Genomic DNA, 22,340 nt, shown 5'->3' on the forward strand with positions numbered 1-22,340 from the left:
TCCTTAACCCTTCTTCGCGCCGTAGCGGCTACGGGCCTGCTTGCGGTTCTTGACGGCCTGGGTGTCCAGGGCGCCGCGGACGATCTTGTAACGGACACCCGGAAGGTCCTTCACACGACCGCCGCGCACGAGCACGAGGGAGTGCTCCTGCAGGTTGTGGCCTTCACCGGGGATGTAGGCGGTGACCTCGGTGCCGTTGCGCAGCTTCACGCGGGCGACCTTGCGCATCGCCGAGTTCGGCTTCTTGGGCGTGGTCGTGTACACGCGAGTGCAGACGCCGGCCTGCTGCGGGTTCGACTTGAGGGCGGGCGCCTTGGTCTTGGTGACCTTCGGCGAGCGGCCCTTGCGAACCAACTGCTGAATGGTTGGCACGTTCTCTCCTTGATTGTGCTGCACGGTGACAGCGTCGTGGTCTCCCCCGGCCGTGACGGATCTTTGCGTTCCGTGTCGGGTCGGGCTCACGCGGACCCACCCAGGCGGCAGAATGACTGACGCGAGTGAATGGTGGGTATGCCGTGGGGGTGTCCTGTTCGCAGGACATTCCCTGAGATGGCGGCCCCGACGCTCCTGCAGCACACCGAGGCACGACGCAGGGCGCGCAAGAGCGCACACCTTACCAATGATACGCGCCCGGACCGGAGCCGGTCAAACGCGTGTCGGGTTCACGCGTCCGTTCGCGCCAGGCGTAGCTCCGCATCCCCCAGCAGGAAGCGGTCGAGCACCTCGTGGTCGGCTCCCGGGTCGACCTCGATCTCGGTCTCGCCGTCGATCACGACGACCCCGTTCGTCGATCCGAGGTCGGAGAGCATCCAGGCATCCGCGCGCCGACGCAGCAGCGCGTGCGTCTTCGAGACGGTCCGGGTGTCATCGACGACCAGCACGAGCTGCGCTCCCGGTGCGGAATGCACCGGCACGGGCCGGCGTCCGAGCACGACGGTGTCACCCGCGATGTCGACCGAGCTGCCGTCAGGCAGCGTGAGTGCCCACTTCGGCCGGCGGCGCGAGGCGATCACCGTGTCTTCGACGAAGTCACCGACACCCGGGCGGGCCGCCGAGACGGATGCGGTCGCCGACCGCGGGGGTCCGGCGATCGGCGACCCGACCACCGCGGACACCTCCCCCGATGCCTCCGGGAACGCATCCGACTCGGGAAGGAACGAGTCACGCATCACGCGCGGGCTCGTCGGCGGGGCGAAGACGTCGGCGATCGACGAGGCCGGAGCCGGAGCGTCGGACGGCTCGGGCGGTTCCGGGGGCGCGATCGGCGGTGCCGGGATCGGCTCCACCGCGGCCGGAGCCGGCGGGACGACCGGGGCGGGCGGGACGACCGGAGCCGGCTCGACCGGGGCCGACGACACGGGGCGCGCCCAGTCGGGCAGATCGACGGCGGATGCGTCGTCGTCCCGGGCACCCGCAGCATCCGCCTCGTCGCTCTCCTCGACGATCGCGGGCTGCCACCACGACATCACGGCGGGCGCGGCCGGGGTGGCCGCCGGCTCGGGCCGGACGGTCTCCTCGGTCGACGGCAGAACGGGCTCGGAGACGGGGAGCGCGGGAGCGGCGGGGGTCGCGTACGGATCAACCGGCGGAGCCGTGGGGGTCGCCGGCGGGGCGGCATACGCATCCGGAGCCGAGGACGCGGCCGGCGCCCGATACGGCTCGCCCCAGGCGGGCGCGGGGGCGACCGCGGGGGCGACCGCGGGCGCGGCCGGCGGAAGCGCGGGAGCCGCAGTCTCGTAGCCGGGAGCCGGAGGTGCCGGCGGGATCCACGCCGAGGGCGACGGCACCGAGCGGCGGCCGGAGAGTTCGTCCCCCTGCGCGTATGCACGGTCGTAGCGATCGTCGTACTGCCCGCCCTGATCCGCGGCCGACGTGCGCGCGGGGATCGGATGCACCGGGCGTGCGGCGCCGAAGCCGAGCACGCTCGCCCACACGGGGAAAAGGAGCGCGGCGAGCACCGTCATGCCGGGCCCGTAGCCGAAGACCACGTTCACGCGGTGCGCGGCCGTCACGACCGCGACGAAGACGAAGATGCCGCCGAAGACGGGGATCAGCAGCAGGAGGACGAGCCATCCGGACAAACCGCCGAGCCCGAGCAGAACCGCGTAGTTGTAGAACGGCACCCAGGCCTTCCACCGCTCGACGCCGAGCTTCGCGAAGACCGCTCCGAGGGCGAGAGCCGTCCACACGTAGACCAACAGACCGAGCGCGCTCGAGATCAGGGTGGTCAGCAGGAGCCAGCTGGCGTATGTGTCTGTCATGTGGTGCCTCAGAGGGTCGGGCCGTCGAGATCGCGAGGATCGAAGGGAGCGTCGAGGGATCGGGTCAACTCTTCCAGCATGGCGGCGATCTGCGGTTCCACATACTCCGCGATGGAGGCTTGTATGCGGATGCGGTGATGCAGCAGGATTGCGCACACCTCACGGCCGATCATGTTCGCGTAGTCGTCGGCGAGTCCGACTTCCTGCCGGAGCGCGGCCTTCGCCGCGTCGCTGAGGGGCGGGAGGTCGGGGACGCCCGCATCCGCGTCGGCCGCGAGGCCCGAGATGGTGAAGAGGAACGGCTGACCCGGGAGCGGATCGGGATCGAGCGGCAGACCGTCGAACTCGGGCTCCAAGCCCTCCGCGGGCCGGTACGACCGCGACCTGTTGCGAAGGGCCTGCTGATCGAGCTCGGTCTGCAGGAGGGGAAGATTCCTGGCCGTGTAATCGGCGACGGCGTGGTCGACGATGACCTTGATCCGCGTGGAGAGCCCGTGCTGCACGCCGTGCGGCACGTCGGAGCCGACGCCAGCGGCCGAGAGGATGGGCGAACCGAGGCACCGACGACACACGGCCACACGTCCGCGATGGGTCGCGGGCTCCCATCGGGGCAACCAGCGCAGCCAGGCGTCGACTGCCTGGCTGACCTGCGTCTCGAGCGAGCGCTCCACGCTGTCAACGGTAGCGTCATCAGCGGATTTCCCGCGGTCTGCGGGCAGCGAACCGCCGTCCATCTGACGATTACTCCTCGTCGTCGCGCTCCCACGGCCACCGGGGCTGGGTGGCGCGGGTGCGCACGAGCGCGATCGCGCACCACGACGCGATGGCCGCGGATGCGGCGACGACGAGTCCCGGCCAGCGCAGCAGCAGCTCGATGGCGACGGTCGTTGCCGAACCGAGCGACCCCGTCGCGAACAGGGCGGCGACCCCACCGACGATGCCGTAGGCGAGGTACGACGCGATCGTCACCCCGATGACGGCGGTGAATCGGGGTCGCGCGAGCCGCACCGCATGCCACGCCACCAGCGCATAGGCGACGCCGCTCCCGACGACGGCGAGCGGCCCGGGGAGCGGCCCGAGGCCCGGAACCGCGATGACATCCGCATCCGCGTTCAGGCTTCCGATGCCGAGCCCCGCGATCACGAGCGCCAGATACCCGACGCCCGTCAAAACGAGAGCGAGGGGCCAGGCCCCCGGCCCGGACCCCTCGCCCTGTACAGTCATGCGCTACGCGCGGACCAGCTGCGGGCCCGCTTCGAGTGTGCGCTCGTATTCGCGCTGCGCCTGCTCGTTGAGCTCGGTGATGCGCCCCGCGCGCTTCGCCGCCCAGGCGCCGAACCAGATCGTGAGTTCCCGGCCGAGCACGAACGCGAGGATCGCGAGCGGCGAGAACAGCTGACCCTCGAGAAGCTCTCGGCCCTGGCGGGCGGTGAGATCCCAGAAGGGAGCAGCGAAGAGCACGCCGAGCAGGTATCCGCCGTATGACGCGACGCCCACGAGCAGACCCCAGATGACCCAGTGCGCCCAGCGCGCCCGGTTGAGCACCGCACCGAGCAGCCAGAACGCGAGGTAGAAGACGATGACCGGAACCCAGAACACGGCGTTCGAGATGATCTCGAGCGCGTCGGTCGCGGCCGAAGCCGGGTCGACCGCGCCGGTCAGGAAGCCGTATCCGAAGATGATGGCGAACGACAGGACGGCGAACGCGAGCGCAGCGAGCAGGCCGATGGCACCCACGGCGCCGCGGTTGCCCAGCGGACGAGGAGCCTCGGGCGCCTGCACGAAGATCGGCTGCGGTGCGGCGTACGCGGTCTCGGCGACCGGCACGCGCTCGGTGGGTCGTTCCTCGACCGCGGCAGTGCGGTCGGCCGCGCGGGACGAGTCGGATGCGTACGCGGCCCCCGCCGGTGCGGGCTCGGGGTCCATCGGTACGGATTCCGGACGGTCGTACCAGGGCACGTCGTCGTTCGAGCTCGACGCGGTGTCGCGAACGGGCGAGGACACCTCTTCGGCCACGACGGTCTCGGTCACGGGCGTTCCGTCGCCGGTGCGCTCGGTGACGACCGTCTCGCGAGCGGCGATCACCTCGTCCTCACGGGCGAGGTCTTCACGAGCCAGGGCTTCGCGCTCGGCGGCATCTCGCTTCGCGGCTTCCGCCTCGGCGAGTCCTTCGTTGGCGCGGCCCACGACATCGTCGACCGAGCCGGGCTCGTCGACGGGTTCTCCTGCCGACGGCGTCTTCTGGTCACTCATCGCTCTCCGCTCCTCACGCGGGGCACACGCCCGCTTTCGAGAGGTTAACTCGCCGATCCGCCGACGCCGCGGAGGCGCGCAGGCGCGCCACGCATCGCACGCGCTACCGTGTGGGCATGGTCCGCATCCGCACCGCCGTCGCAGGCTCCGTCGCCGTGCTCGCGATGATCCTCCTCACCGCGTGCGCGCCCGATCCGAGCCCGAGCCCGACTTCTCCGCGCACTCCTCCGCCGAGTGCGACCGCATCCGCCACTCCCGCGGCGACGCCGACACCCACCGCCACGCCGGTCGCCGTCCCGACCGACTGCCGTGCGCTCGTGTCGGAGCCCGTGCTCGCCCAATTCGGTGATCTGCCCCTGAACGACCCCGCGTACGGGTCGGACGTCGGCACGCAGGCCGACGGCTCGCTCGTCTGCCTCTGGGGTCGCCCCGACACCGACACCGGGCGGCTGTCGACCACGATCTCGCGGATGGCGCGGGGCCCAGCCCTCGATCTGCTGAACGGCCTCGCCGACAGCGAGGGGTACACCTGCTACACCCCGGACGGCGGCATCCGCTGCGAGAAGACCTGGATCGACGAGGAGTACCCCGTCACCGACGGTCGCACCCTCTTCTGGCGTGACGACATCCTGATCGACACGAGCTACCGCAACCTCGCCCCCAGCGGGTACACCGACTCCGTCATCGCCGCCGTCTTCGGCTGACCCGCCGCGGGTGCCCGCTCACTCACGCTCGCTCCCGCTCGCTCCTCCGCTCGCACTCACGCACGCTCACGTGACGCAATCCGCCGCGCGACCCAGCCGATTCCGCCACCTGAGCGCCTCCCGCTCGACCTCACGTGTCGCAATCCGCATCCACAGCCGGCAGATCGCGACACGTGAGCGTCACAGCGCGCGCAGGCACGGGCACGGGCTCGGGCTCGGGCACGGGCTCGGGCACGGGCACTCACGCGGCTGCGCGAGTGCTGACGCCCACAGGCTCGCTCACGTGGCGCAATCCGTCGCGAGACGCGGTCGATTGCGACACTTGAGCACCTCACACTCCAGCTCAGGTGGCGCAATCCGCATCCACAGCCGGCAGATCGCGACACGTGAGCGCCTCAGGCGCGCGGGCACGGGGACGGATGCCCACGCTCACAGGGACGGACGCGGGCGCGGCTGCGCGAACGCTGACGCCCACATGCGTGCTCAAGTGGCGCAACCCGTCGCGTGACGCGGTCGATTGCGACACGTGAGCACCTCACACCCGCGCTCACGTGGCGCAATGTGCATGCGCGGCCGACCGATTGCGACACGTGAGCGGACGGAACGAGCTCCGAGAGACTCGGCGCCTGCACGCGCGAACGAAGCGGTGCACGCGGATGCGGGTACTGGCATCGGGACTGGCGGGAGGCGGGCAAGGGCCGCCGGGGCATGCGCCCGCGTCCGTGTGCATCGCTCAGCGCGACCACACACCGCCGCGTGCATCGCTCAGCGCGACCACACACCGCCGCGTGCTCACCACGTAGCGCGAGCAGACACCGCCGCGTGTGCATCGCGCAGCGCGACCAGACACCGCCGCGTGTGCATCGCGCAGCGCGAGCAGACACCGCGTGCTCACCACGCAGCGTGACCACACGAACACGCACCTCCCACCAGCACCGGGCGCTGCGGCAGAAGACCGGGGGGGGTCAGTCGGGCCAGACCTGGCGCACCATCCGGTCGGTGTAGCGCGAGGGATGCCAGCCCGAGAAGGTCGATGCGATCCAGACGCCGTCGCGGATGGTCTGCTCCTCCACGCCGTCCGCCGCGTCGTGCTCGCAGCGCACCCCGTCGCCGAAGGCGGCGCAGGCGAACCCGCCGGCCTCGAGCGTGGCACGCGCGATGTCGGCGGCGCCCGGCGCGACGTCCGACACCGTCGTCGCGATGCGGCCCGTGTTGGTGCCGGTGAACGTGCAGGACACGCGCACCTGCGGCGCGAGCGCGGTCGTGAGCGACGCGATCGATGCTGCGGGCGGCGACGCGTCCTGCACCGGGTCTCCGCCGGCGCGCTGAGTGAGCTCCGACCAGAGCGCCTCGCTGTAGAGCGCGTGGCACTCGGGGGTCGACGTGGTCACCGCGTCGGGTGTGCGGGTCGGGGTCGGCGCGGGCTTGGGGGCAGAACCCCGGAGCGTGTCGCCCACGAGCTGCGTAGCCATCGGGATCGCCGGTTCCGCCAACACCACGAGCGTGACGACGACGCCCGCGCACACGAGACCGACGAACCAGGCCAAGGCGCTGTTGCGTCCGCCGATGCGTGCCATTTTCCCCTCCCCGGACAACGGTAAGGGCGAGCGGGCGGGCGACCCCGCAGCGGCGCGCGGGGACTCGCGCGCAACGCCGCAGGGGCCCCGAGCGTGATGCTCGAGGCCCCTGCGGGAAGGCTTCAGCCGCACGAGCGAACTCGTGCGGCTTTCGCCTCGCTTAGTTGTAGGTACCGGGCGTGAAGTCGTCCGTCGAGAAGCTGTCGAAGTCGACGTAGCTCAGGTCGGAATCGCTGTACGCACCGTCGGACGCGAAGATGCGGTTGGGGTACCGCTCGCTCTTGGCTTCCTCCGTCGCCTCGACCGTGACGTTGCGGTACTTCGCAAGTCCGGTTCCGGCCGGGATCAGCTTTCCGATGATGACGTTCTCCTTGAGGCCCACCAGCGGGTCGCTCTTGCCCTCCATGGCCGCCTGCGTCAGGACGCGGGTGGTCTCCTGGAACGACGCGGCCGACAGCCACGACTCGGTCGCGAGCGACGCCTTGGTGATACCCATCAGCTCCGGGCGGCCGGATGCGGGGCGGTTGCCCTCGCCGACCGTCTGGCGGTTGATGTCGATGAAGCGACGCGAGTCGACCATCTCACCGGGCAGCAGCTTCGTGTCGCCGTGGTCGACCACGGTGACCTTCCGCAGCATCTGACGCACGATGACCTCGATGTGCTTGTCGTGGATCGGCACACCCTGCGACCGGTACACGCCCTGCACACCGCCGACGAGGTACTTCTGCACCTCGCGGGCGCCCATGACGCGCATGATCTCCTTCGGGTCGAGCGTGCCGACCTGGAGGGCCTGACCGACCTCGACGCGCTGGCCGTCCTCGACGAGGAGGGTGGCGCGCTTGAGGACCGGGTAGACATGCGGCTCGTCACCGTTGTCGGGCGTGAGGATGACCTTCTTCTGCTTGTCGGTCTCCTCGATCGTGATGCGACCGTCGGCCTCGGCGATCGGGGACGCACCCTTCGGGGTACGCGCCTCAAACAGCTCCTGGACACGCGGCAGACCCTGCGTGATGTCCTCGGCCGACGCGGATCCACCGGTGTGGAAGGTACGCATCGTCAGCTGGGTTCCGGGCTCACCGATCGACTGGGCCGCGATGATGCCGACGGCCTCGCCGATGTCGACGACCTTGCCGGTTGCGAGCGAACGGCCGTAGCACTTCGCGCACACACCGACAGCTGAGTCGCAGGTGAGGACCGAGCGCACCTTGATGGAGGTGACACCGGCCTCGACGAGCTTGTTGATGAGCACGTCACCCACGTCGTCGCCGGACTGGGCGAGAACCGTGCCGGACTCGTCCACGACATCCGAAGACAGCGTGCGGGCGAACACCGAGTTCTCGACGTTCGCGTCCTTGACGAGAACGCCGTCGGCGCCGGCCGCAGCGATCGGGAGCTCGAGACCCTTCGAGGTCGCGCAGTCCTCTTCGCGGATGATGACATCCTGCGAGACGTCGACGAGTCGACGCGTGAGGTAACCCGAGTCAGCCGTACGGAGGGCCGTGTCGGCCAGACCCTTACGGGCACCGTGCGTCGCGATGAAGTACTCCGCCACCGACAGACCCTCGCGGTACGAGGAGATGATCGGGCGGGCGATGATCTCACCCTTCGGGTTGTTCACGAGGCCTCGCATACCGGCGATGTTCCGGATCTGCAGCCAGTTACCACGGGCGCCCGAGGACACCATGCGGTTGATCGTGTTGTCTTCCGGGAAGTTCGCACGCATCGCGACCTGAACCTCGTCGGTCGCCGCCGTCCAGATCTTGATGAGCTCCTGGCGACGCTCGGCGTCGGTCGTGAGGCCCTTCTCGTACTGGGACTGGACCTTCGCGGCCTGCTTCTCGTAGCCCGCGATGATCTGCGCCTTGTTCGGCGGGGTGAGCACGTCGCTCAGCGCCACGGTGACACCCGAACGGGTGGCCCAGTGGAAGCCGGCGTCCTTGATCCGGTCGAGCGATGCAGCGACCTCGACCTTCGGGTACTCCTCGGCGAGCTTGTTGACGATCTGCGACAGCTTGCCCTTGTCTGCCTGCTCGCGAACGAACGGGTAGCCCTTCGGGAGGGTGTCGTTGAAGATCGCCTGACCGAGCGATGCGTCGACCAGACCGTGACGCTCGTAGCCCTCGGGCGCTTCGCCCTCGAGGAACGTCAGACCGGGAACGCGGATGCGGACCTTGGCCTGCAGGTCGAGGGTGCCCTCGTCCTTCGCCAGGATGGCCTCGCCGACCGAACCGAAAACGCGACCCTCGCCTGCGGCGCCCACCTTGACCGTGGTCAGGTGGTGGAGGCCGATGATCATGTCCTGCGAGGGCAGGGTGACCGGGCGTCCGTCGGACGGCTTCAGGATGTTGTTCGAGGCGAGCATCAGGATGCGTGCCTCGGCCTGGGCCTCGACCGACAGCGGCAGGTGGACGGCCATCTGGTCACCGTCGAAGTCCGCGTTGAACGCGGCGCAGACGAGCGGGTGCAGCTGGATCGCCTTGCCCTCGACGAGCTGAGGCTCGAAGGCCTGGATGCCGAGACGGTGCAGCGTGGGCGCACGGTTGAGGAGCACCGGACGCTCGCGGATGATCTCCTCGAGCACGTCCCAGACCTCGGGCCGGGTGCGCTCCACGGCGCGCTTGGCGGCCTTGATGTTCTGCGAGTGACCGAGATCGATCAGACGCTTGATCACGAACGGCTTGAAGAGCTCGAGGGCCATCTGCTTGGGCAGACCGCACTGGTGCAGCTTCAGCTGGGGTCCGACGATGATCACCGAACGGCCCGAGTAGTCCACGCGCTTGCCGAGCAGGTTCTGACGGAACCGGCCCTGCTTACCCTTCAGCATGTCGCTCAGGGACTTCAGCGCGCGGTTACCCGTGCCCGTGACCGGACGACCGCGGCGGCCGTTGTCGAACAGTGCGTCGACGGCCTCCTGCAGCATCCGCTTCTCGTTGTTGACGATGATCTCGGGGGCACCGAGGTCGATCAGGCGACGGAGGCGGTTGTTGCGGTTGATCACGCGACGGTAGAGGTCGTTCAGGTCGGAGGTCGCGAAGCGGCCACCGTCCAGCTGCACCATCGGGCGCAGCTCCGGCGGGATCACCGGAACGACGTCGAGCACCATCGAGGCCGGGCTCATGCCCGTGGTCAGGAAGGAGTTGACGACCTTGAGACGCTTGATCGCGCGGATCTTGCGCTGGCCCTTGCCCTCCGAGATCTGCAGGTGCAGGCTCTCGGACTCGGCGGCCAGGTCGAACGCCTCGAGGCGACGCTTGATCGACTCCGCACCCATGTGGGCCTCGAAGTACTGACCGAAGCGGTCGACGAGCTCGTTGAAGACGTCGTCCTCGGGCTTGAGGGCGCCGACCTCGAGAGAACGGAAGTCCTCCCAGACGCGCTCCAGCTTGCCGATCTGCTCGTCGGCGTTCTTGCGGATGCCGGCCATGTCCTTATCGGCGGCGTCCTTGACCTTCTTCTTCTGGTCGGCCTTGGCGCCTTCTGCCTCGAGGGCAGCGAGCTCCTCCTCCAGCTTGGCCATGCGCGCAGCCACACGGGCGTCGCGGCGGTCGCCGAGGTTCTTGAGCTCCAGACGCAGGTTGTTCTCGTGCGTGGGGAGGTCGCGGTGACGCGCCTCCTCATCCACGGAGATCACCATGTAGGCGGCGAAGTAGATGACCTTCTCGAGGTCCTTCGGTGCCATGTCCAGGAGGTAGCCGAGACGCGAGGGCACGCCCTTGAAGTACCAGATGTGCGTGACGGGCGCGGCGAGCTCGATGTGGCCCATGCGCTCGCGACGGACGGAGGACTTGGTGACCTCCACGCCGCAGCGCTCGCAGACGATGCCCTTGAAGCGGACCCGCTTGTACTTTCCGCAGGCGCACTCCCAGTCACGGCTGGGTCCGAAGATCTGCTCTCCGAAGAGACCGTCCTTCTCCGGCTTCAGCGTGCGGTAGTTGATTGTTTCGGGCTTCTTGACCTCACCGAATGACCAACGACGGATGTCGTCGGCTGTCGCCAGGCCGATGCGAAGCTGATCGAAAGTGGTTGATTCGAGCACTAGTTCTCCTGTGTCGGATTCTGTTCGTCGCCTGGCCGGATCAGATCTCGTCGATCGACGAGGACTCGAAGCGGCTCGAAATGTTGATGCCCAGCTCTTCCGCTGCACGGAAGGCGTCGTCATCGGTGTCGCGGAGGTTGACCGGCGTGCCGTCGGCCGAGAGGACCTCGACGTTCAGGCAGAGCGACTGCATCTCCTTCATGAGCACCTTGAAGGACTCTGGGATGCCGGGCTCCTGGATGTTCTCGCCCTTGACGATCGCCTCGTACACCTTGACGCGGCCGAGGATGTCGTCGGACTTGATCGTGAGGAGCTCCTGGAGGGCGTACGCGGCACCGTATGCCTCGAGCGCCCACACCTCCATCTCACCGAATCGCTGTCCGCCGAACTGCGCCTTACCACCCAGCGGCTGCTGCGTGATCATGGAGTAGGGGCCGGTGGAACGCGCGTGGATCTTGTCGTCCACGAGGTGGTGCAGCTTCAGGATGTACATGTAGCCGACCGAGATGGGCGCCGGGAAGGGCTCGCCCGAGCGGCCGTCGAACAGCTTGGTCTTACCCGTGCGGTCGATGAGTCGGTCACCGTCGCGGGTCGGGAGCGTCGAGTCGAGCAGACCCGCGATCTCGTCCTCGAACGCACCGTCGAACACCGGGGTGGCGACCTTGGTGCCGGCGGGGGCTTCCCACGCGGCCTTCGGGAGGCTGGCGGCCCACTCGGGGGTGCCCTCGACCTTCCAGCCCTGCTGAGCGATCCAACCGAGGTGGAGTTCCAGCACCTGACCGAAGTTCATTCGACCGGGGATACCGAGCGGGTTCAGGATGACATCGACCGGCGTGCCGTCGGCGAGGAACGGCATGTCCTCGACCGGCAGGATCTTCGCGATGACGCCCTTGTTGCCGTGACGACCGGCGAGCTTGTCACCCTCGGTGATCTTGCGCTTCTGGGCGATGTAGACGACGACCCGACGGTTGACGCCCGAGCCGAGCTCGTCGTCGCCGTCTTCGGCGTTGAACTCCTTGACCGCGATGATCGTGCCCTGCTCGCCGTGAGGCACCTTCAGGGACGTGTCGCGTACCTCGCGGCTCTTCTCGTTGAAGATCGCGCGGAGCAGGCGCTCCTCGGCGGAGAGCTCGGTCTCACCCTTGGGCGTGACCTTGCCGACCAGGATGTCGCCGGGGCGAACCTCGGCACCGATGCGGATGATGCCGCGCTCGTCGAGGTCCTTCAGCAGGTCCGGGCTCACGTTCGGCAGGTCGCGAGTGATCTCTTCCTTGCCGAGCTTGGTGTCGCGAGAGTCGACCTCGTACTCCTCGATGTGAATCGAGGAGAGAGTGTCGTCCTTCACGAGCTCCTGGCTCAGGATGATCGCGTCCTCGAAGTTGTGACCCTCCCAGGTCATGAACGCCACGAGGAGGTTCTTGCCGAGCGCGAGCTCGCCGTTCTCCGTCGCGGGGCCGTCGGCGATGATCTCGCCGGCCTCGATGCGCTCACCCGCGGAAACGACCACGCGCTGGTTGTACGACGTGCCCTGGTTCGAGCGGTCGAACTTGCGCAGGAAGTAGTCCTGCGTGCCGCCCTCGTCGAGCTGGATGGTGACGACATCGGCCGACACCTCGGCGACGACACCGGGCTTCTGCGCGGTGACGACGTCGCCGGCGTCGATCGCGGCGTAGCCCTCCATACCGGTACCGACCACGGGCGACTCGCTGCGCACGAGCGGCACAGCCTGACGCTGCATGTTCGCACCCATGAGGGCGCGGTTCGCATCGTCGTGCTCGAGGAACGGAATGAGCGAGGTCGCCACCGACACCATCTGGCGCGGGGAGACGTCCATGTAGCCGATCTCATCGACCGGGAACAGGTCGACCTCTCCACCCTGACCGCGACGGGCCAGCACGCGGTCCTGCGTGAAGTGACCCTCGGCGTCGAGCGCGGCACCGGCCTGAGCGACGATGTAGTCGTTCTCTTCGCTGGCGGTGAGGTAGTCGATGTCGACCGTGACCTGACCGTCGACGACGCGGCGGTACGGGGTCTCGATGAAACCGAACGAGTTGATCCGCGCGAACGAGGCGAGCGAACCGATCAGGCCGATGTTCGGGCCTTCCGGGGTCTCGATCGGGCACATGCGGCCGTAGTGCGAGGGGTGCACGTCGCGCACCTCGACACCGGCGCGCTCACGCGACAGACCACCCGGTCCGAGCGCCGACAGGCGGCGCTTGTGGGTCAGACCCGCGAGCGGGTTGTTCTGGTCCATGAACTGCGAGAGCTGCGAGGTTCCGAAGAACTCCTTGATCGCGGCGACGACGGGGCGCACGTTGATCAGGGTCTGCGGGGTGATCGCTTCGATGTCCTGCGTGGTCATGCGCTCGCGAACGACGCGCTCCATCCGGGACAGACCCGTGCGGACCTGGTTCTGGATGAGCTCGCCGACGGCGCGGATGCGGCGGTTGCCGAAGTTGTCGATGTCGTCGATGTCGATGCGGATCTCGGCCTGCTTGCCGCCGCGGATGCCCTCGAACGTGGCGTCGCCGCGGTGGAGGCGAACCAGGTACTTGATCGTCGCGACGATGTCTTCGACGGTGAGCACCGAGTCGGACAGCGGCTTGTCGAGACCGAGCTTCTGGTTGATCTTGTAGCGACCGACCTTCGCGAGGTCGTAACGCTTGGACGAGAAGTAGAAGTTGTCGAGCAGCGCGCGGGCGGCCTCGGCAGCGACCTGCTCGCCCGGACGGAGCTTGCGGTAGATGTCGCGGAGGGCGTCTTCCTTGGTGAGGATCGTGTCCTTCTCCAGCGTCTCCTCGATCGAGGCGAAGCCGGCGAACTCGGTCGTGATGTCTTCGCTGGTGAGGCCGAGGGCCTTCAGGAAGACGGTGACCGACTGCTTGCGCTTGCGGTCGATGCGGACGCCGACCTGATCGCGCTTGTCGATCTCGAACTCGAGCCATGCACCACGGCTAGGGATGACGCGGGCGGACACGATGTCCTTGTCGCTCGTCTTGTCGGCGACGCGGTCGAAGTACACGCCGGGCGAACGCACGAGCTGCGACACGACGACACGCTCGGTGCCGTTGATGATGAACGTGCCCTTGCCGGTCTGGAGCGGGAAGTCGCCCATGAAGACCGTCTGCGTCTTGATCTCACCGGTCTGGTGGTTCATGAACTCGGCCTCGACGTAGAGCGGGGCGGCGTACGTCTTGCCGCGCTCCTTGCACTCCTCGATGGAGTACTTCTCGGGCTCGAGATACGGGTTCGTGAAGCTCAGCTGCATCGTCTCGCTGAGATCTTCGATGGGGGAGATCTCCTCGAAGATCTCCTCCAGACCGCTCGTGCCGGGCACGTCGGTCCGGCCCACGGCCTCGGCCTCCGCGACGCGCTGCTTCCAGGCGTCATTGCCGACGAGCCAGTCGAATGACTCGGTCTGCAGCGCGAGAAGGTCGGGGACCTCGAGCGTGTCGGAGATCTTGGCGAACGAGAGGCGGGATGCTCCGCGTCCGTTCTTGGGGGTCTTGGTGGTGGGGGTGCTTGCGTGGGGCGCGGCAGCCAAGGGATAACCTCCATGGCCCGTATAGGGCCTGTGATCCTCGTGTCAGATGGAGTGCTCGAATCGATCCCCACGCGTTCGCACCTCACGCCGCAATCTGCGGGGGCACGTACGCACAGCCGACCACCATATGAAGACAGGGGGAATCGGAGCGCAACTACCAACTATAGGTCGGGGATGTCACGATGTCCAGTCGGATTCTTGACGAGTTTCGCGACCTGCGGTATACGCGCGCCGCGGGGGTGTGAGCGGTGCGGTTCGGCGGGGGTTACGGTGAAGCCATGGCCCGGGCCCGACGCGAAGATGTCCCTCGTCCCGAGGCGCGCCTCTCGGACGGCACGATCGCCCGCATCGTCCCCTCGGGGTTCACGAGCGGGTACGAGCTCGAGGTCGCCGGCACCCCGCAGTCGCACGTCGATCTCGACGACCCCACCCACCTGCACTTCGAATACGTCGGGCGGATGGGCGCGGTGATCGACCAGCTCCGGATGCCGCGCCAACCCCTGACCGCCGTCCACCTCGGCGGTGGCGCCCTGACGATCCCCCGCTACATCGAGCACACTCGCCCGGGGTCCCGCCAACAGGTGATCGAGCTCGAGCCCACACTGGTCGAGCTGGTGCGCGCCGAGCTACCGCTCCCCCGCGGCGCGGCCATCCGTATCCGGATCGGTGACGCCCGCGAGGGTCTCGGCCGTCTTCCCGCGGCGCTCGTCGGCAACGTGGACCTGCTGGTGGCGGACGTGTTCGCCGGCGCGCAGACCCCGGCGCACCTGACGACCGTCGAGTTCTACCGCGCCGCGGCCGCCCTCCTCGCCCCCGACGGCGTGCTGCTGGTGAACGTCGCCGACGGTTCGGGCCTTGCGTTCGCGCGCCGGCAGGTCGCGACCGTGCGCGCCGTGCTGCCGGAGATCGCGCTGCTCGCCGAGGTGCAGACGCTGAAGGGCCGCCGCTTCGGCAACCTCGTGATCGCCGCATCCGCCGCTCCGCTCCCCACCGAGTGGCTGCCGCGACTGATGGCCGCCGGCCCCCATCCGGCGAAGGTCGCGCACGGCGAGGAGCTCGAGGACTTCGCCCGCGGCGCGAGTCCCGCGACGGATGCCGATGCCACCCCGTCGCCGATGCCCGCCTCCTCGGTCTTCGAGCGCTGACGTCGCCCCCCTGACGTCCCACTCCTGACGTCGCCGACCCACCCCTCTGTCGCCGAGCCACCCCTCAGCGAGCGGGGTAAAAGGGGGTGGGTCGAAGACAAGGGGGTGGGTCGGCGGAGGGGTCGTCGGCGTGGGAGGCGGGGAGGGCGCGGGGCATCCCGCACACTGGAAGAACCGATCGCGGAGGGAGAGTCGTGAGCTACATCAGGGGTTACCACCCGGACACGTTGCGCGAGATCGTCGACGAGCGCGAATGCCGGGAGCGGCTGGCCGAGATCGGCCCGCAGCGCAGTCTTCCGGCGCTCCTCGAGCGCGTGTGGCTGCTCAAGGTGACCGGCGACTTCGACGAGGCTCTGCAGATCTCCGACCAGTCCGTACGGACGGCGCGGATGGCGGGCACCCGCAAGGACCTGCTGCGCGCCCGCATCCTGCACGCCACGATCCAGCAGGAACGCGGCCAGCTCGCCGCGGCCGAGCAGGAGCTGACGGCCTGCGCCGCAGAGGCCGAGGGGCACGGCTGGGCCGGTATCGCCGCGTTCGCCAGCCATCACCGCGGCATGGTGCGCCTGGACGACGACGACCTGGACGGCGCGCGCGCCGACTTCAAGCGCGAGCTGTTCTTCCGCCAGCAGGCCGGCGCGCCCGAGGATCAGCTCGAATCGACCCTGCTCGCGATCGACGCCGTCGACCGACGCCGGGTGGCGGCATCCGTCGCGAGTTGAGTGTCGGACCCCGGATCTAGTTTCGGATCATGTCGGATCTGCAGCGCATCCGCGTCTGGGCTGATGCCCTGATCGCCCTCCACCTCGACGATTCGTGGAGCTTCGGTTTCGACAACGCGAAGCGCCGTGCCGGGCTGTGCGATTTCAGTCGGAAGCGCATCAGCGTCTCGCGGTATCTCTCCGCACGCTACGACGACGACACGAACCATCAGACCCTGCTGCACGAGGTCGCGCACGCGGTCGCGGGCGCCGAGGCCGGGCACGGTCCGCGGTGGAAGCGGGTCGCGAAAGAGCTCGGCTACATCGGCGGCACGACGCACGCCGGCGAGACGGCGGTGGAACTGGCCCCGTGGGTGGGGGTGTGCCCGGCCGGTCATGTCGCGTACCGACACCGGCGCGCGACACGGGAGACGTCCTGCGCGATCTGCGCCCCGCGGTTCGACCCGCGCCACGCGTTCACGTGGACCCGGCGCGAGATCACCCGCGCGGAGCGCGTCGCCGCACTCACTCCGCGCTGATGCGCAGCGATCGGCACGGAGCGGCTGACGCGCAGCGACTGACGCGCAGGGGACGCCCTGGATGCAGCCCAGCGCCCGAAGCGCAGCGACCGGCGCGCAGCCTCAGACCGAGACGAAGACCCCGTCGCGGAGGACGGGCACCACGTGCGTCGCGTCGACCTGGGCCGCCGCGAGCGCGTCGTCGCGACGCCCGGCTTCGATCAGCACCTGACCGGATCCGCTGGCCGTGAGCAGGTGCCTCACGGCGGCGCGCAGACCACGGAACGCCTCGCACGCGGCCGCCGCCTCGGGAGACGTGTGGTCGATGCCCAGCGCACCGAGCGCGTCGATGATGGCGCCGGCGCCCAGCTGATCTTCGACGGCGAACCGAGTCGCCGCGCCGGCGCGCTCGCCCACGGCGATCACCGCGATCGAGGTACGCGCGCCGCGCCGCTGCTGTTCGGCGAGCGCCTCCTTCGCGACCGCGGCCGCGTTGCGGAGCGAGCCGAGGAGCACGTGCGCACCGGATGCGGCCGCGGCGGTGACGACGGATGCCGCTTCCTCCCCCGCGGCGAGACCGGTGGCCAGGAGGATGCCGTCGCCGGCGGCGACCGCATCCGTCACCTGCGAGGAGAAGGTCAGCACATCCACGACCACCACGACGTCCGACGGGGCGAGCCGGGCGAGGCCGTCGACGCCCCATTCGACGCGGATCTGATAGCGGGACTGGTCGAACGCGGTGGGCATCGGACCAGCGTAGAACGGACGATCCGGGTGCCGCCCGCGCATGACGCTCTGCGACGCGGCGGGCAAGCCCCCGGGGTCTCCGCCGGTGGCGGTGCCACACTGGTGGCGTGCGCATCCTGCTGAAGTTCACGATCGACTGCGATCCGGATGCGGCCTGGCGCGCGCTCCACTCCCCCCGAGCGGTCGCGGAGCTCTACGGTCCGTTCGTCGACATGCAGCCGATGGCGCCGCTGCCGACCAGCTGGCAGCCGGGCGACGATGCGGCCGTGGGGCTGTTCCTCAGCGGGCTCCTGCCGCTCGGAGCGCAGCTGATCTCGGTGAGCGACCGCGTCGTCACCGAGCAGCACGGTGACGTGCGGATCTTCCGTGACAGCGGCACGCCGCTGTCGGGTCCGCTCGCCTCGCTCGATGTCTGGGACCACCAGATGGCCATCTCCCCCGCGCCCGGCGAACCCGGCAGGACCCTCTGGCGTGATCGACTCGTGATCGGCGGCCGCGTCGCACCGCTCCTCTGGCCCGGGCTCTGGGCGGCCTGGCAGTGGCGAGGTGCCCGCATCCGCGCCCTCGCCCCCACCTGGGCGCACGACGGGGATGCCGCGGCCGACCGCTGAGCGAGAGGGCGCGTGGTTCGATCGGCGGGTGCTCTCCACGCGAGTGCTCATGTCCGGAACGTCTGCGAAACGACCTGAGTGCCGTTTCCCTCGAGCCGCTTCCTGTTGACGCGTGGGGTCCGCAAAGATGAGCGAGTGACCTACAGCTCGAATCACACCCACGCCGCGGATTCGCCTCAGAATCGGACGGCGGTGATCGTGGAAGACGATCCCGATATTCGACTTTTTCTTGGCGAGATTCTCGAATCTGCCGGCTTCTCGACGATCTCTGTCGGCAACCACATCGATGGGATCCGAGCCGCGAGGGCGTACCAGCCAGACCTCATCACCATGGACATCGCCGTACCCGGCCTTGACGGATTCGAGGCGACCAGGCGACTGCGCACGTCGGGGTATACGGGCTACATCATCATGGTCACGAGCTTCGATGAGCCGGCGGACATGATGATGGGTCTGAGTGCTGGTGCTGATGACTACGTGACGAAGCCGTTCGTGCCGCGACTGCTTCGAGCTCGCATCGAGGCCGGGATGCGAAGAATCCCCATCGCGACGCGCGATCTGACGCAGAGCACAGCCTCCTCTTCCCTGGGACTGGTCGAAGAGGATGCTGAACGGGAGCCAGCGCGACTTCCTCCCGATGATGCGGCATACGTCTGGGAAGGGATCAGAGTCGATCCGCCGACCAGGACAGTGAGCGTCGACGGCGGCCCCGTTCGCCTCACGGTTACGGAGTTCAACATCCTTGAGGCGCTGGTCCGCAACGCGCCGAATGTCGTGACATTCGAGATGATCGGACATGCCCTCTTCGATCAAGGAGTCAGCGAGCTCGGCGGTTCGGCACGATATAGAACACACGTCGCGAACCTGCGGCAGAAGCTCGGAGAGGATTCCCACATCGAATCGGTGCGCTCGGTCGGTTACAAGATGGTGAGCACCTAGGGACCGGGCGGTCGCCTGACCACGAAGTAGCCGCCGAGGACCGTGAAGACGGCCATATCCCAGCTGGTAGCTGTGGATCGGAGGAAATCCGGATCAGCATCGGGCAGGAGGGCCGAGACGAGCACGCACGCCACCTTCACCACGGTTGCTGCAGCGACGACAGCCAGTCCCATCACACCCGCGTCACTCGAGCTGCGCTTCTTGATCGATCCCATGTCGTCCGCCTCCGTCTGCAAGATCTCCGTGGCATCGACGCTATGAAACGCACGTCAAGACAACGTCTCGCGACAGTCGGAGACACGTGCAGGAACCGTCCAGATCTCTGAACGGTGCACACAGTGCGTTGCCCGTAACTGCTGTGTGTTCCTTCCCATACAGGTGACGCGTTGCATGGCGAGGTGCCCGTATCCGTGCGCTCGCGCCGACGTGGGCGCATGACGTGGATGACACTGCCGGCGCCCATTCGTGACCCCCCCCGCCCGCTCCGCTCACCAAGAAATCGTTACCCTGGACGCGTGGACGCGGACTGGATAGAACACCGGCGCCCGGACGACGGCGAGCGTGTCGGGTGGATGTACCCCGTCGGCGATGGGTTCGTTGCCATCGATCTGCTCGGCCGACCGCAAACCGACGTCGTCGACTGGATGCGCGCGGAAGAGACTCTCGACGACCTCGGCTTGGGCTATCTCGCCGACCCATACGAGCTGCGGTTGGACGTCGGTTCCTGGCTGCGGGTACGGATCGCGGAGGTCTCCCCTGCCGGAATCCGCGTGAAGAAGGACGAATGGGGCGACACGAATGCGACCCAGCTCTTCTATCCGGTGTCTTTCCCCGTGACCGCGGATCGACTTCGCCCCCTTTCCCGTTGAGCGGTGCCGGCCGTGACAGGCTGGCGACCGTTCGCTCGCTTGTTCCCGCGCTCGCCCCGGGTACTGAGTCGACATCAGCCCGCTCTCGGGCGGGGCGGTGCCTCGTCGACCGGGCCCGCGCCGCACGGTCTACCCCTCCGCGAGGGCGGCGACCGGGGTCACCCGCGTCGCGAGGCGCGTCGGGACGACGGCGGCGATGAGCGTCAGTACTGCCGTCGCCGCGACGATGACCAGCACGGGGATCAGCGGCACGGCCGGGAGCACGAACGTGGGGCCGCTGTACTGGTCGGGATCTCCGGGAACCGTGCCGAGCAGCGACTGGGCGCCGGCCCAGCCGTAGACGACGCCGAGCACGAGGCCCGTGAGCGTCGCGGTGACGGTGATGTGCGCGGCCTCGAGAAGGACCATCCGGCGCACCTGCGCGTTCGAGACACCGAGGGCGCGGAGCAGTCCGAGCTCCCGGCGGCGCTGCACGACGCCGATGGTGAGCAGGTTCACGAGTCCTACTCCGGCGATGACCGCACTGACGGCCACGAGCCCCATCATGATCGCCGAGAAGGTGTCGAGGATCGTGGCCATCTCGGTGGGCAGGGCGCCGTCGGCGGACCGCTCGAGGAGGGCTTTCGTCGACTCGATCGCGACGGCGAACATCGTCACGAGGGTGACGCCCATGACGACGCCGATCGCCATCCGACTGGATCGCTCGGGATAGCGCAACGCGTTCTCCGCCGCGAGCCGCGCCGTCGCCGAGTCGCCGAACAGTCGGCCGACCAGGCGGAGCACGGGCGGCATCATGAGCGTCGACCCGAGGATGAGGCCCGTGAACGACAGCAGCCCGCCGCCGAAGGCGATCACGACGCCGAGCGGTGACAGGAGTCCCGCCAGGATGCCGAGCGCCAGGAGCGCGACGCCGACGATCAGCAGCGCCAGCGCGACGACGTTCCGGCCGCGCCGACCGCCGACGGCTTCGTGGGTGCGCTCGACCGATCCGGCGAGCGCTTGCAGCGGCGTGACCGTCAGCACCCGGCGCGAGCCCGCCCACGCGGCAGCCCACGTCGTGAGAGCGACGACGAACGCCGGGGCCAGCAGCTCGACCCGCAGCAGCGGGAACGCGAGGTCCGGCAGCCCGAGCGCGCGCTCGGCAAGAGCGACACCGACCGCCGCGACGCCGATCCCGACGAGAAGCCCGAGAACCGCCCCGCCCACACCGACGAGGAGTCCCTGTCGGGCGATCTCGGTGCGCTGGGACCGCGCCGACGCACCGATCAGCCGCAGCAACGCGATCCGGCGCGTGCGCCCGGCCACGACCGTCGCGAACGTGTTCGCCGTCACGATCGAGGCGACGTACACCGCCACCCCGACCAGCAGAATCGACAGGATCGCGAGCACGACGGCGAGCATCTCGCTGTCGCCGATGTACGGGTTTGCGCGCAGCATCGCCGAGATGAACCCCGTCGCCGACAGCAGCACCACCCCGAATGCGGTCGAGATGGTCGCGACGAGCACGCTCGCTCCCATCCCGCGCTCACGCATCCAGGCGACGGATGCGGTGGCCCGCGGCATCCGTCGTTCCCCGCCGCGATCGGTCGGGGCGAGAACACCGGCGCTCACGCCGACGCCTCCGCACCGAGCTCGGCGGCGAGCATGAAGGCCGAGATCTCCTCGGCCGTCTGCCCGCGCTGGTCGGCGACCACGCGGCCGTCGGCCAGGTGCAGCACGCGGTCGGCGTGGCTCGCGGCGATCGGATCGTGCGTGACCATCGCGATCGTCTGGCCGTGGTCGCGACTGGCGGCGCGAAGGAGCCCCAGCACCTCGCGCCCGGTGCGCGAGTCGAGGTTGCCGGTCGGTTCATCGGCGAACACCAGATCCGGCGCGGTCGCAAGGGCGCGGGCGATCGCGACGCGCTGCTGCTGTCCCCCGCTGAGCTGGTGCGGCCGGTGCCGCAGTCGCCCCGTGAGCCCCAGACTCTCGATGAGGCCATCGATCCGTGCCCGCTCGAGCGCGGTCGGGCGGCGTCCGTCGAGGTCGAAGGGCAGCATGATGTTGCCGAGCGCGTCGAGCGTCGGCACGAGATTGAACGACTGGAACACGAACCCGATCCGCCGTCGCCGGAGGATCGTCAGGTCGAGGTCGGAGAGCCCGGTGATCTCGGTGTCACCGATCCACACGCTGCCGCCGGTGGGGGCGTCGAGGCCCGCCATGATGTGCATGAGCGTGGACTTGCCCGATCCGGACGGGCCCATGATCGCGGTGAAATCACCGCGGCGGATGCCGACACCGACGTCGTCGAGCGCGCGCACGGCGCCGTCGCCGGTGCCGTAGGTCTTCGTGAGTCGTTGGACGCGGGCCGCGAGCCCGAGTTCGCTGGAAGGAATGTGCATACCCCGACGCTAGAAATCGGGGCCTGCCCGCCGCGTCGGCCCGAGGTCGCGGCC

Annotated in this window: 19 protein-coding genes; 7 read left to right on the top strand and 12 right to left on the bottom strand. The window is 68.9% G+C overall.

The genetic code is table 11. From position 1 onward, the window contains the following. Positions 1-3: 3 nt before the first annotated feature. From rpsL to LMI96_RS07965, 5 genes are all read right to left on the bottom strand, one after another. Complete coding sequence (gene rpsL / locus LMI96_RS07945) at positions 4-372, bottom strand: 30S ribosomal protein S12 (protein WP_017201609.1); 369 nt, start codon at positions 370-372, stop codon at positions 4-6. 290 nt (positions 373-662) lie between these two features. Further along, the gene (locus tag LMI96_RS07950) at positions 663-2,261 is read right to left on the bottom strand and encodes a DUF5684 domain-containing protein (protein WP_228361079.1); all 1,599 of its coding nucleotides are present in this window, start codon (positions 2,259-2,261) and stop codon (positions 663-665) included. Positions 2,262-2,269: 8 nt separating this feature from the next. Next, entirely contained in the window at positions 2,270-2,932 is a 663-nt protein-coding gene (locus LMI96_RS07955) for a spermidine/putrescine ABC transporter substrate-binding protein (protein WP_228361080.1), read from the bottom strand. 70 nt (positions 2,933-3,002) lie between these two features. After that, positions 3,003-3,485 carry a hypothetical protein gene (locus LMI96_RS07960; RefSeq protein ID WP_228361081.1) on the bottom strand — a complete coding sequence of 161 codons (483 nt, stop codon included), beginning with the start codon at positions 3,483-3,485 and terminating at the stop codon, positions 3,003-3,005. 3 nt (positions 3,486-3,488) lie between these two features. Then, positions 3,489-4,514, bottom strand: coding sequence for an ABC transporter (locus LMI96_RS07965; protein WP_228361082.1), 1,026 nt, complete (start codon positions 4,512-4,514; stop codon positions 3,489-3,491). A gap of 116 nt (positions 4,515-4,630) precedes the next feature. Here LMI96_RS07965 and LMI96_RS07970 point away from each other — a divergent pair, with 116 nt between their 5' ends. Then, on the top strand, positions 4,631-5,218 hold the full coding sequence (locus LMI96_RS07970; RefSeq protein ID WP_228361083.1) for a hypothetical protein: 588 nt from the start codon (positions 4,631-4,633) through the stop codon (positions 5,216-5,218). A gap of 965 nt (positions 5,219-6,183) precedes the next feature. Here the strand turns inward: LMI96_RS07970 and LMI96_RS07975 are convergent. The 3 genes from LMI96_RS07975 to rpoB all read right to left on the bottom strand — a co-directional run bounded on the left by LMI96_RS07975 (position 6,184) and on the right by rpoB (position 14,375). Then, positions 6,184-6,795, bottom strand: a complete 612-nt coding sequence (locus tag LMI96_RS07975; RefSeq protein WP_228361084.1) for a hypothetical protein — start codon at positions 6,793-6,795, stop codon at positions 6,184-6,186. Between the two features lie 160 nt (positions 6,796-6,955). Continuing rightward, positions 6,956-10,831, bottom strand: coding sequence for a DNA-directed RNA polymerase subunit beta' (gene rpoC, locus LMI96_RS07980; protein ID WP_223722423.1), 3,876 nt, complete (start codon positions 10,829-10,831; stop codon positions 6,956-6,958). A gap of 40 nt (positions 10,832-10,871) precedes the next feature. Then, positions 10,872-14,375 (bottom strand): DNA-directed RNA polymerase subunit beta, encoded by a 3,504-nt coding sequence (rpoB, locus tag LMI96_RS07985; RefSeq protein WP_223722422.1) that lies wholly within the window; start codon positions 14,373-14,375, stop codon positions 10,872-10,874. A 278-nt stretch (positions 14,376-14,653) separates the two neighbouring features. On the opposite strand from rpoB, the gene LMI96_RS07990 reads away from it, so the two are divergent. The 3 genes from LMI96_RS07990 (at position 14,654) to LMI96_RS08000 (ending at position 16,760) form a co-directional block, all read left to right on the top strand. Continuing rightward, a complete protein-coding gene (locus LMI96_RS07990) occupies positions 14,654-15,520 on the top strand; it encodes a spermidine synthase (protein ID WP_228361085.1) in 867 nt (288 codons plus the stop codon). 194 nt (positions 15,521-15,714) lie between these two features. Then, positions 15,715-16,242 carry a hypothetical protein gene (locus LMI96_RS07995; protein WP_228361086.1) on the top strand — a complete coding sequence of 176 codons (528 nt, stop codon included), beginning with the start codon at positions 15,715-15,717 and terminating at the stop codon, positions 16,240-16,242. Between the two features lie 29 nt (positions 16,243-16,271). After that, positions 16,272-16,760, top strand: coding sequence for a SprT-like domain-containing protein (locus tag LMI96_RS08000; protein WP_223722419.1), 489 nt, complete (start codon positions 16,272-16,274; stop codon positions 16,758-16,760). Positions 16,761-16,862: 102 nt separating this feature from the next. Here LMI96_RS08000 and LMI96_RS08005 read toward each other — a convergent pair whose 3' ends face one another. After that, positions 16,863-17,486: a 2-phosphosulfolactate phosphatase gene (locus LMI96_RS08005; protein ID WP_228361087.1), complete on the bottom strand. Its 624-nt coding sequence runs from the start codon at positions 17,484-17,486 to the stop codon at positions 16,863-16,865. A 107-nt stretch (positions 17,487-17,593) separates the two neighbouring features. On the opposite strand from LMI96_RS08005, the gene LMI96_RS08010 reads away from it, so the two are divergent. Beyond that, on the top strand, positions 17,594-18,097 hold the full coding sequence (locus LMI96_RS08010; RefSeq protein WP_228361088.1) for a hypothetical protein: 504 nt from the start codon (positions 17,594-17,596) through the stop codon (positions 18,095-18,097). Between the two features lie 135 nt (positions 18,098-18,232). Then, the gene (locus LMI96_RS08015; RefSeq protein WP_228361089.1) at positions 18,233-19,036 is read left to right on the top strand and encodes a response regulator transcription factor; all 804 of its coding nucleotides are present in this window, start codon (positions 18,233-18,235) and stop codon (positions 19,034-19,036) included. Here LMI96_RS08015 and LMI96_RS08020 read toward each other — a convergent pair. Then, entirely contained in the window at positions 19,033-19,251 is a 219-nt protein-coding gene (locus LMI96_RS08020) for a hypothetical protein (RefSeq protein ID WP_228361090.1), read from the bottom strand. The two genes, LMI96_RS08015 and LMI96_RS08020, sit on opposite strands and share 4 nt — an antisense overlap. A gap of 300 nt (positions 19,252-19,551) precedes the next feature. Between LMI96_RS08020 and LMI96_RS08025 the strand changes: the two genes are divergently transcribed. Next, on the top strand, positions 19,552-19,905 hold the full coding sequence (locus LMI96_RS08025) for a hypothetical protein (RefSeq protein ID WP_228361091.1): 354 nt from the start codon (positions 19,552-19,554) through the stop codon (positions 19,903-19,905). 129 nt (positions 19,906-20,034) lie between these two features. Here LMI96_RS08025 and LMI96_RS08030 read toward each other — a convergent pair whose 3' ends face one another. Continuing rightward, a complete protein-coding gene (locus tag LMI96_RS08030) occupies positions 20,035-21,423 on the bottom strand; it encodes an FtsX-like permease family protein (RefSeq protein WP_228361462.1) in 1,389 nt (462 codons plus the stop codon). 89 nt (positions 21,424-21,512) lie between these two features. Further along, positions 21,513-22,286 (bottom strand): ABC transporter ATP-binding protein, encoded by a 774-nt coding sequence (locus LMI96_RS08035; protein WP_228361092.1) that lies wholly within the window; start codon positions 22,284-22,286, stop codon positions 21,513-21,515. Positions 22,287-22,340: the final 54 nt, after the last annotated feature.

It is taken from the genome of Microbacterium sp. cx-59, assembly GCF_020805625.1.
In the GTDB taxonomy this organism is placed as follows: domain Bacteria; phylum Actinomycetota; class Actinomycetes; order Actinomycetales; family Microbacteriaceae; genus Microbacterium.

What these genes read in the sequence shown, in the direction of transcription:
- LMI96_RS08020 (WP_228361090.1), bottom strand. Translation starts at nt 19,251, where the DNA reads ATGGGATCGATCAAGAAGCGCAGCTCGAGTGACGCGGGTGTGATGGGA.
- LMI96_RS07975 (WP_228361084.1), bottom strand. Translation starts at nt 6,795, where the DNA reads ATGGCACGCATCGGCGGACGCAACAGCGCCTTGGCCTGGTTCGTCGGT.
- LMI96_RS07965 (WP_228361082.1), bottom strand. Translation starts at nt 4,514, where the DNA reads ATGAGTGACCAGAAGACGCCGTCGGCAGGAGAACCCGTCGACGAGCCC.
- LMI96_RS08005 (WP_228361087.1), bottom strand. Translation starts at nt 17,486, where the DNA reads ATGCCCACCGCGTTCGACCAGTCCCGCTATCAGATCCGCGTCGAATGG.
- LMI96_RS07990 (WP_228361085.1), top strand. Translation starts at nt 14,654, where the DNA reads ATGGCCCGGGCCCGACGCGAAGATGTCCCTCGTCCCGAGGCGCGCCTC.
- LMI96_RS07960 (WP_228361081.1), bottom strand. Translation starts at nt 3,485, where the DNA reads ATGACTGTACAGGGCGAGGGGTCCGGGCCGGGGGCCTGGCCCCTCGCT.
- LMI96_RS07950 (WP_228361079.1), bottom strand. Translation starts at nt 2,261, where the DNA reads ATGACAGACACATACGCCAGCTGGCTCCTGCTGACCACCCTGATCTCG.
- LMI96_RS08035 (WP_228361092.1), bottom strand. Translation starts at nt 22,286, where the DNA reads ATGCACATTCCTTCCAGCGAACTCGGGCTCGCGGCCCGCGTCCAACGA.
- LMI96_RS07970 (WP_228361083.1), top strand. Translation starts at nt 4,631, where the DNA reads ATGGTCCGCATCCGCACCGCCGTCGCAGGCTCCGTCGCCGTGCTCGCG.
- LMI96_RS08000 (WP_223722419.1), top strand. Translation starts at nt 16,272, where the DNA reads ATGTCGGATCTGCAGCGCATCCGCGTCTGGGCTGATGCCCTGATCGCC.
- LMI96_RS08030 (WP_228361462.1), bottom strand. Translation starts at nt 21,423, where the DNA reads ATGGGAGCGAGCGTGCTCGTCGCGACCATCTCGACCGCATTCGGGGTG.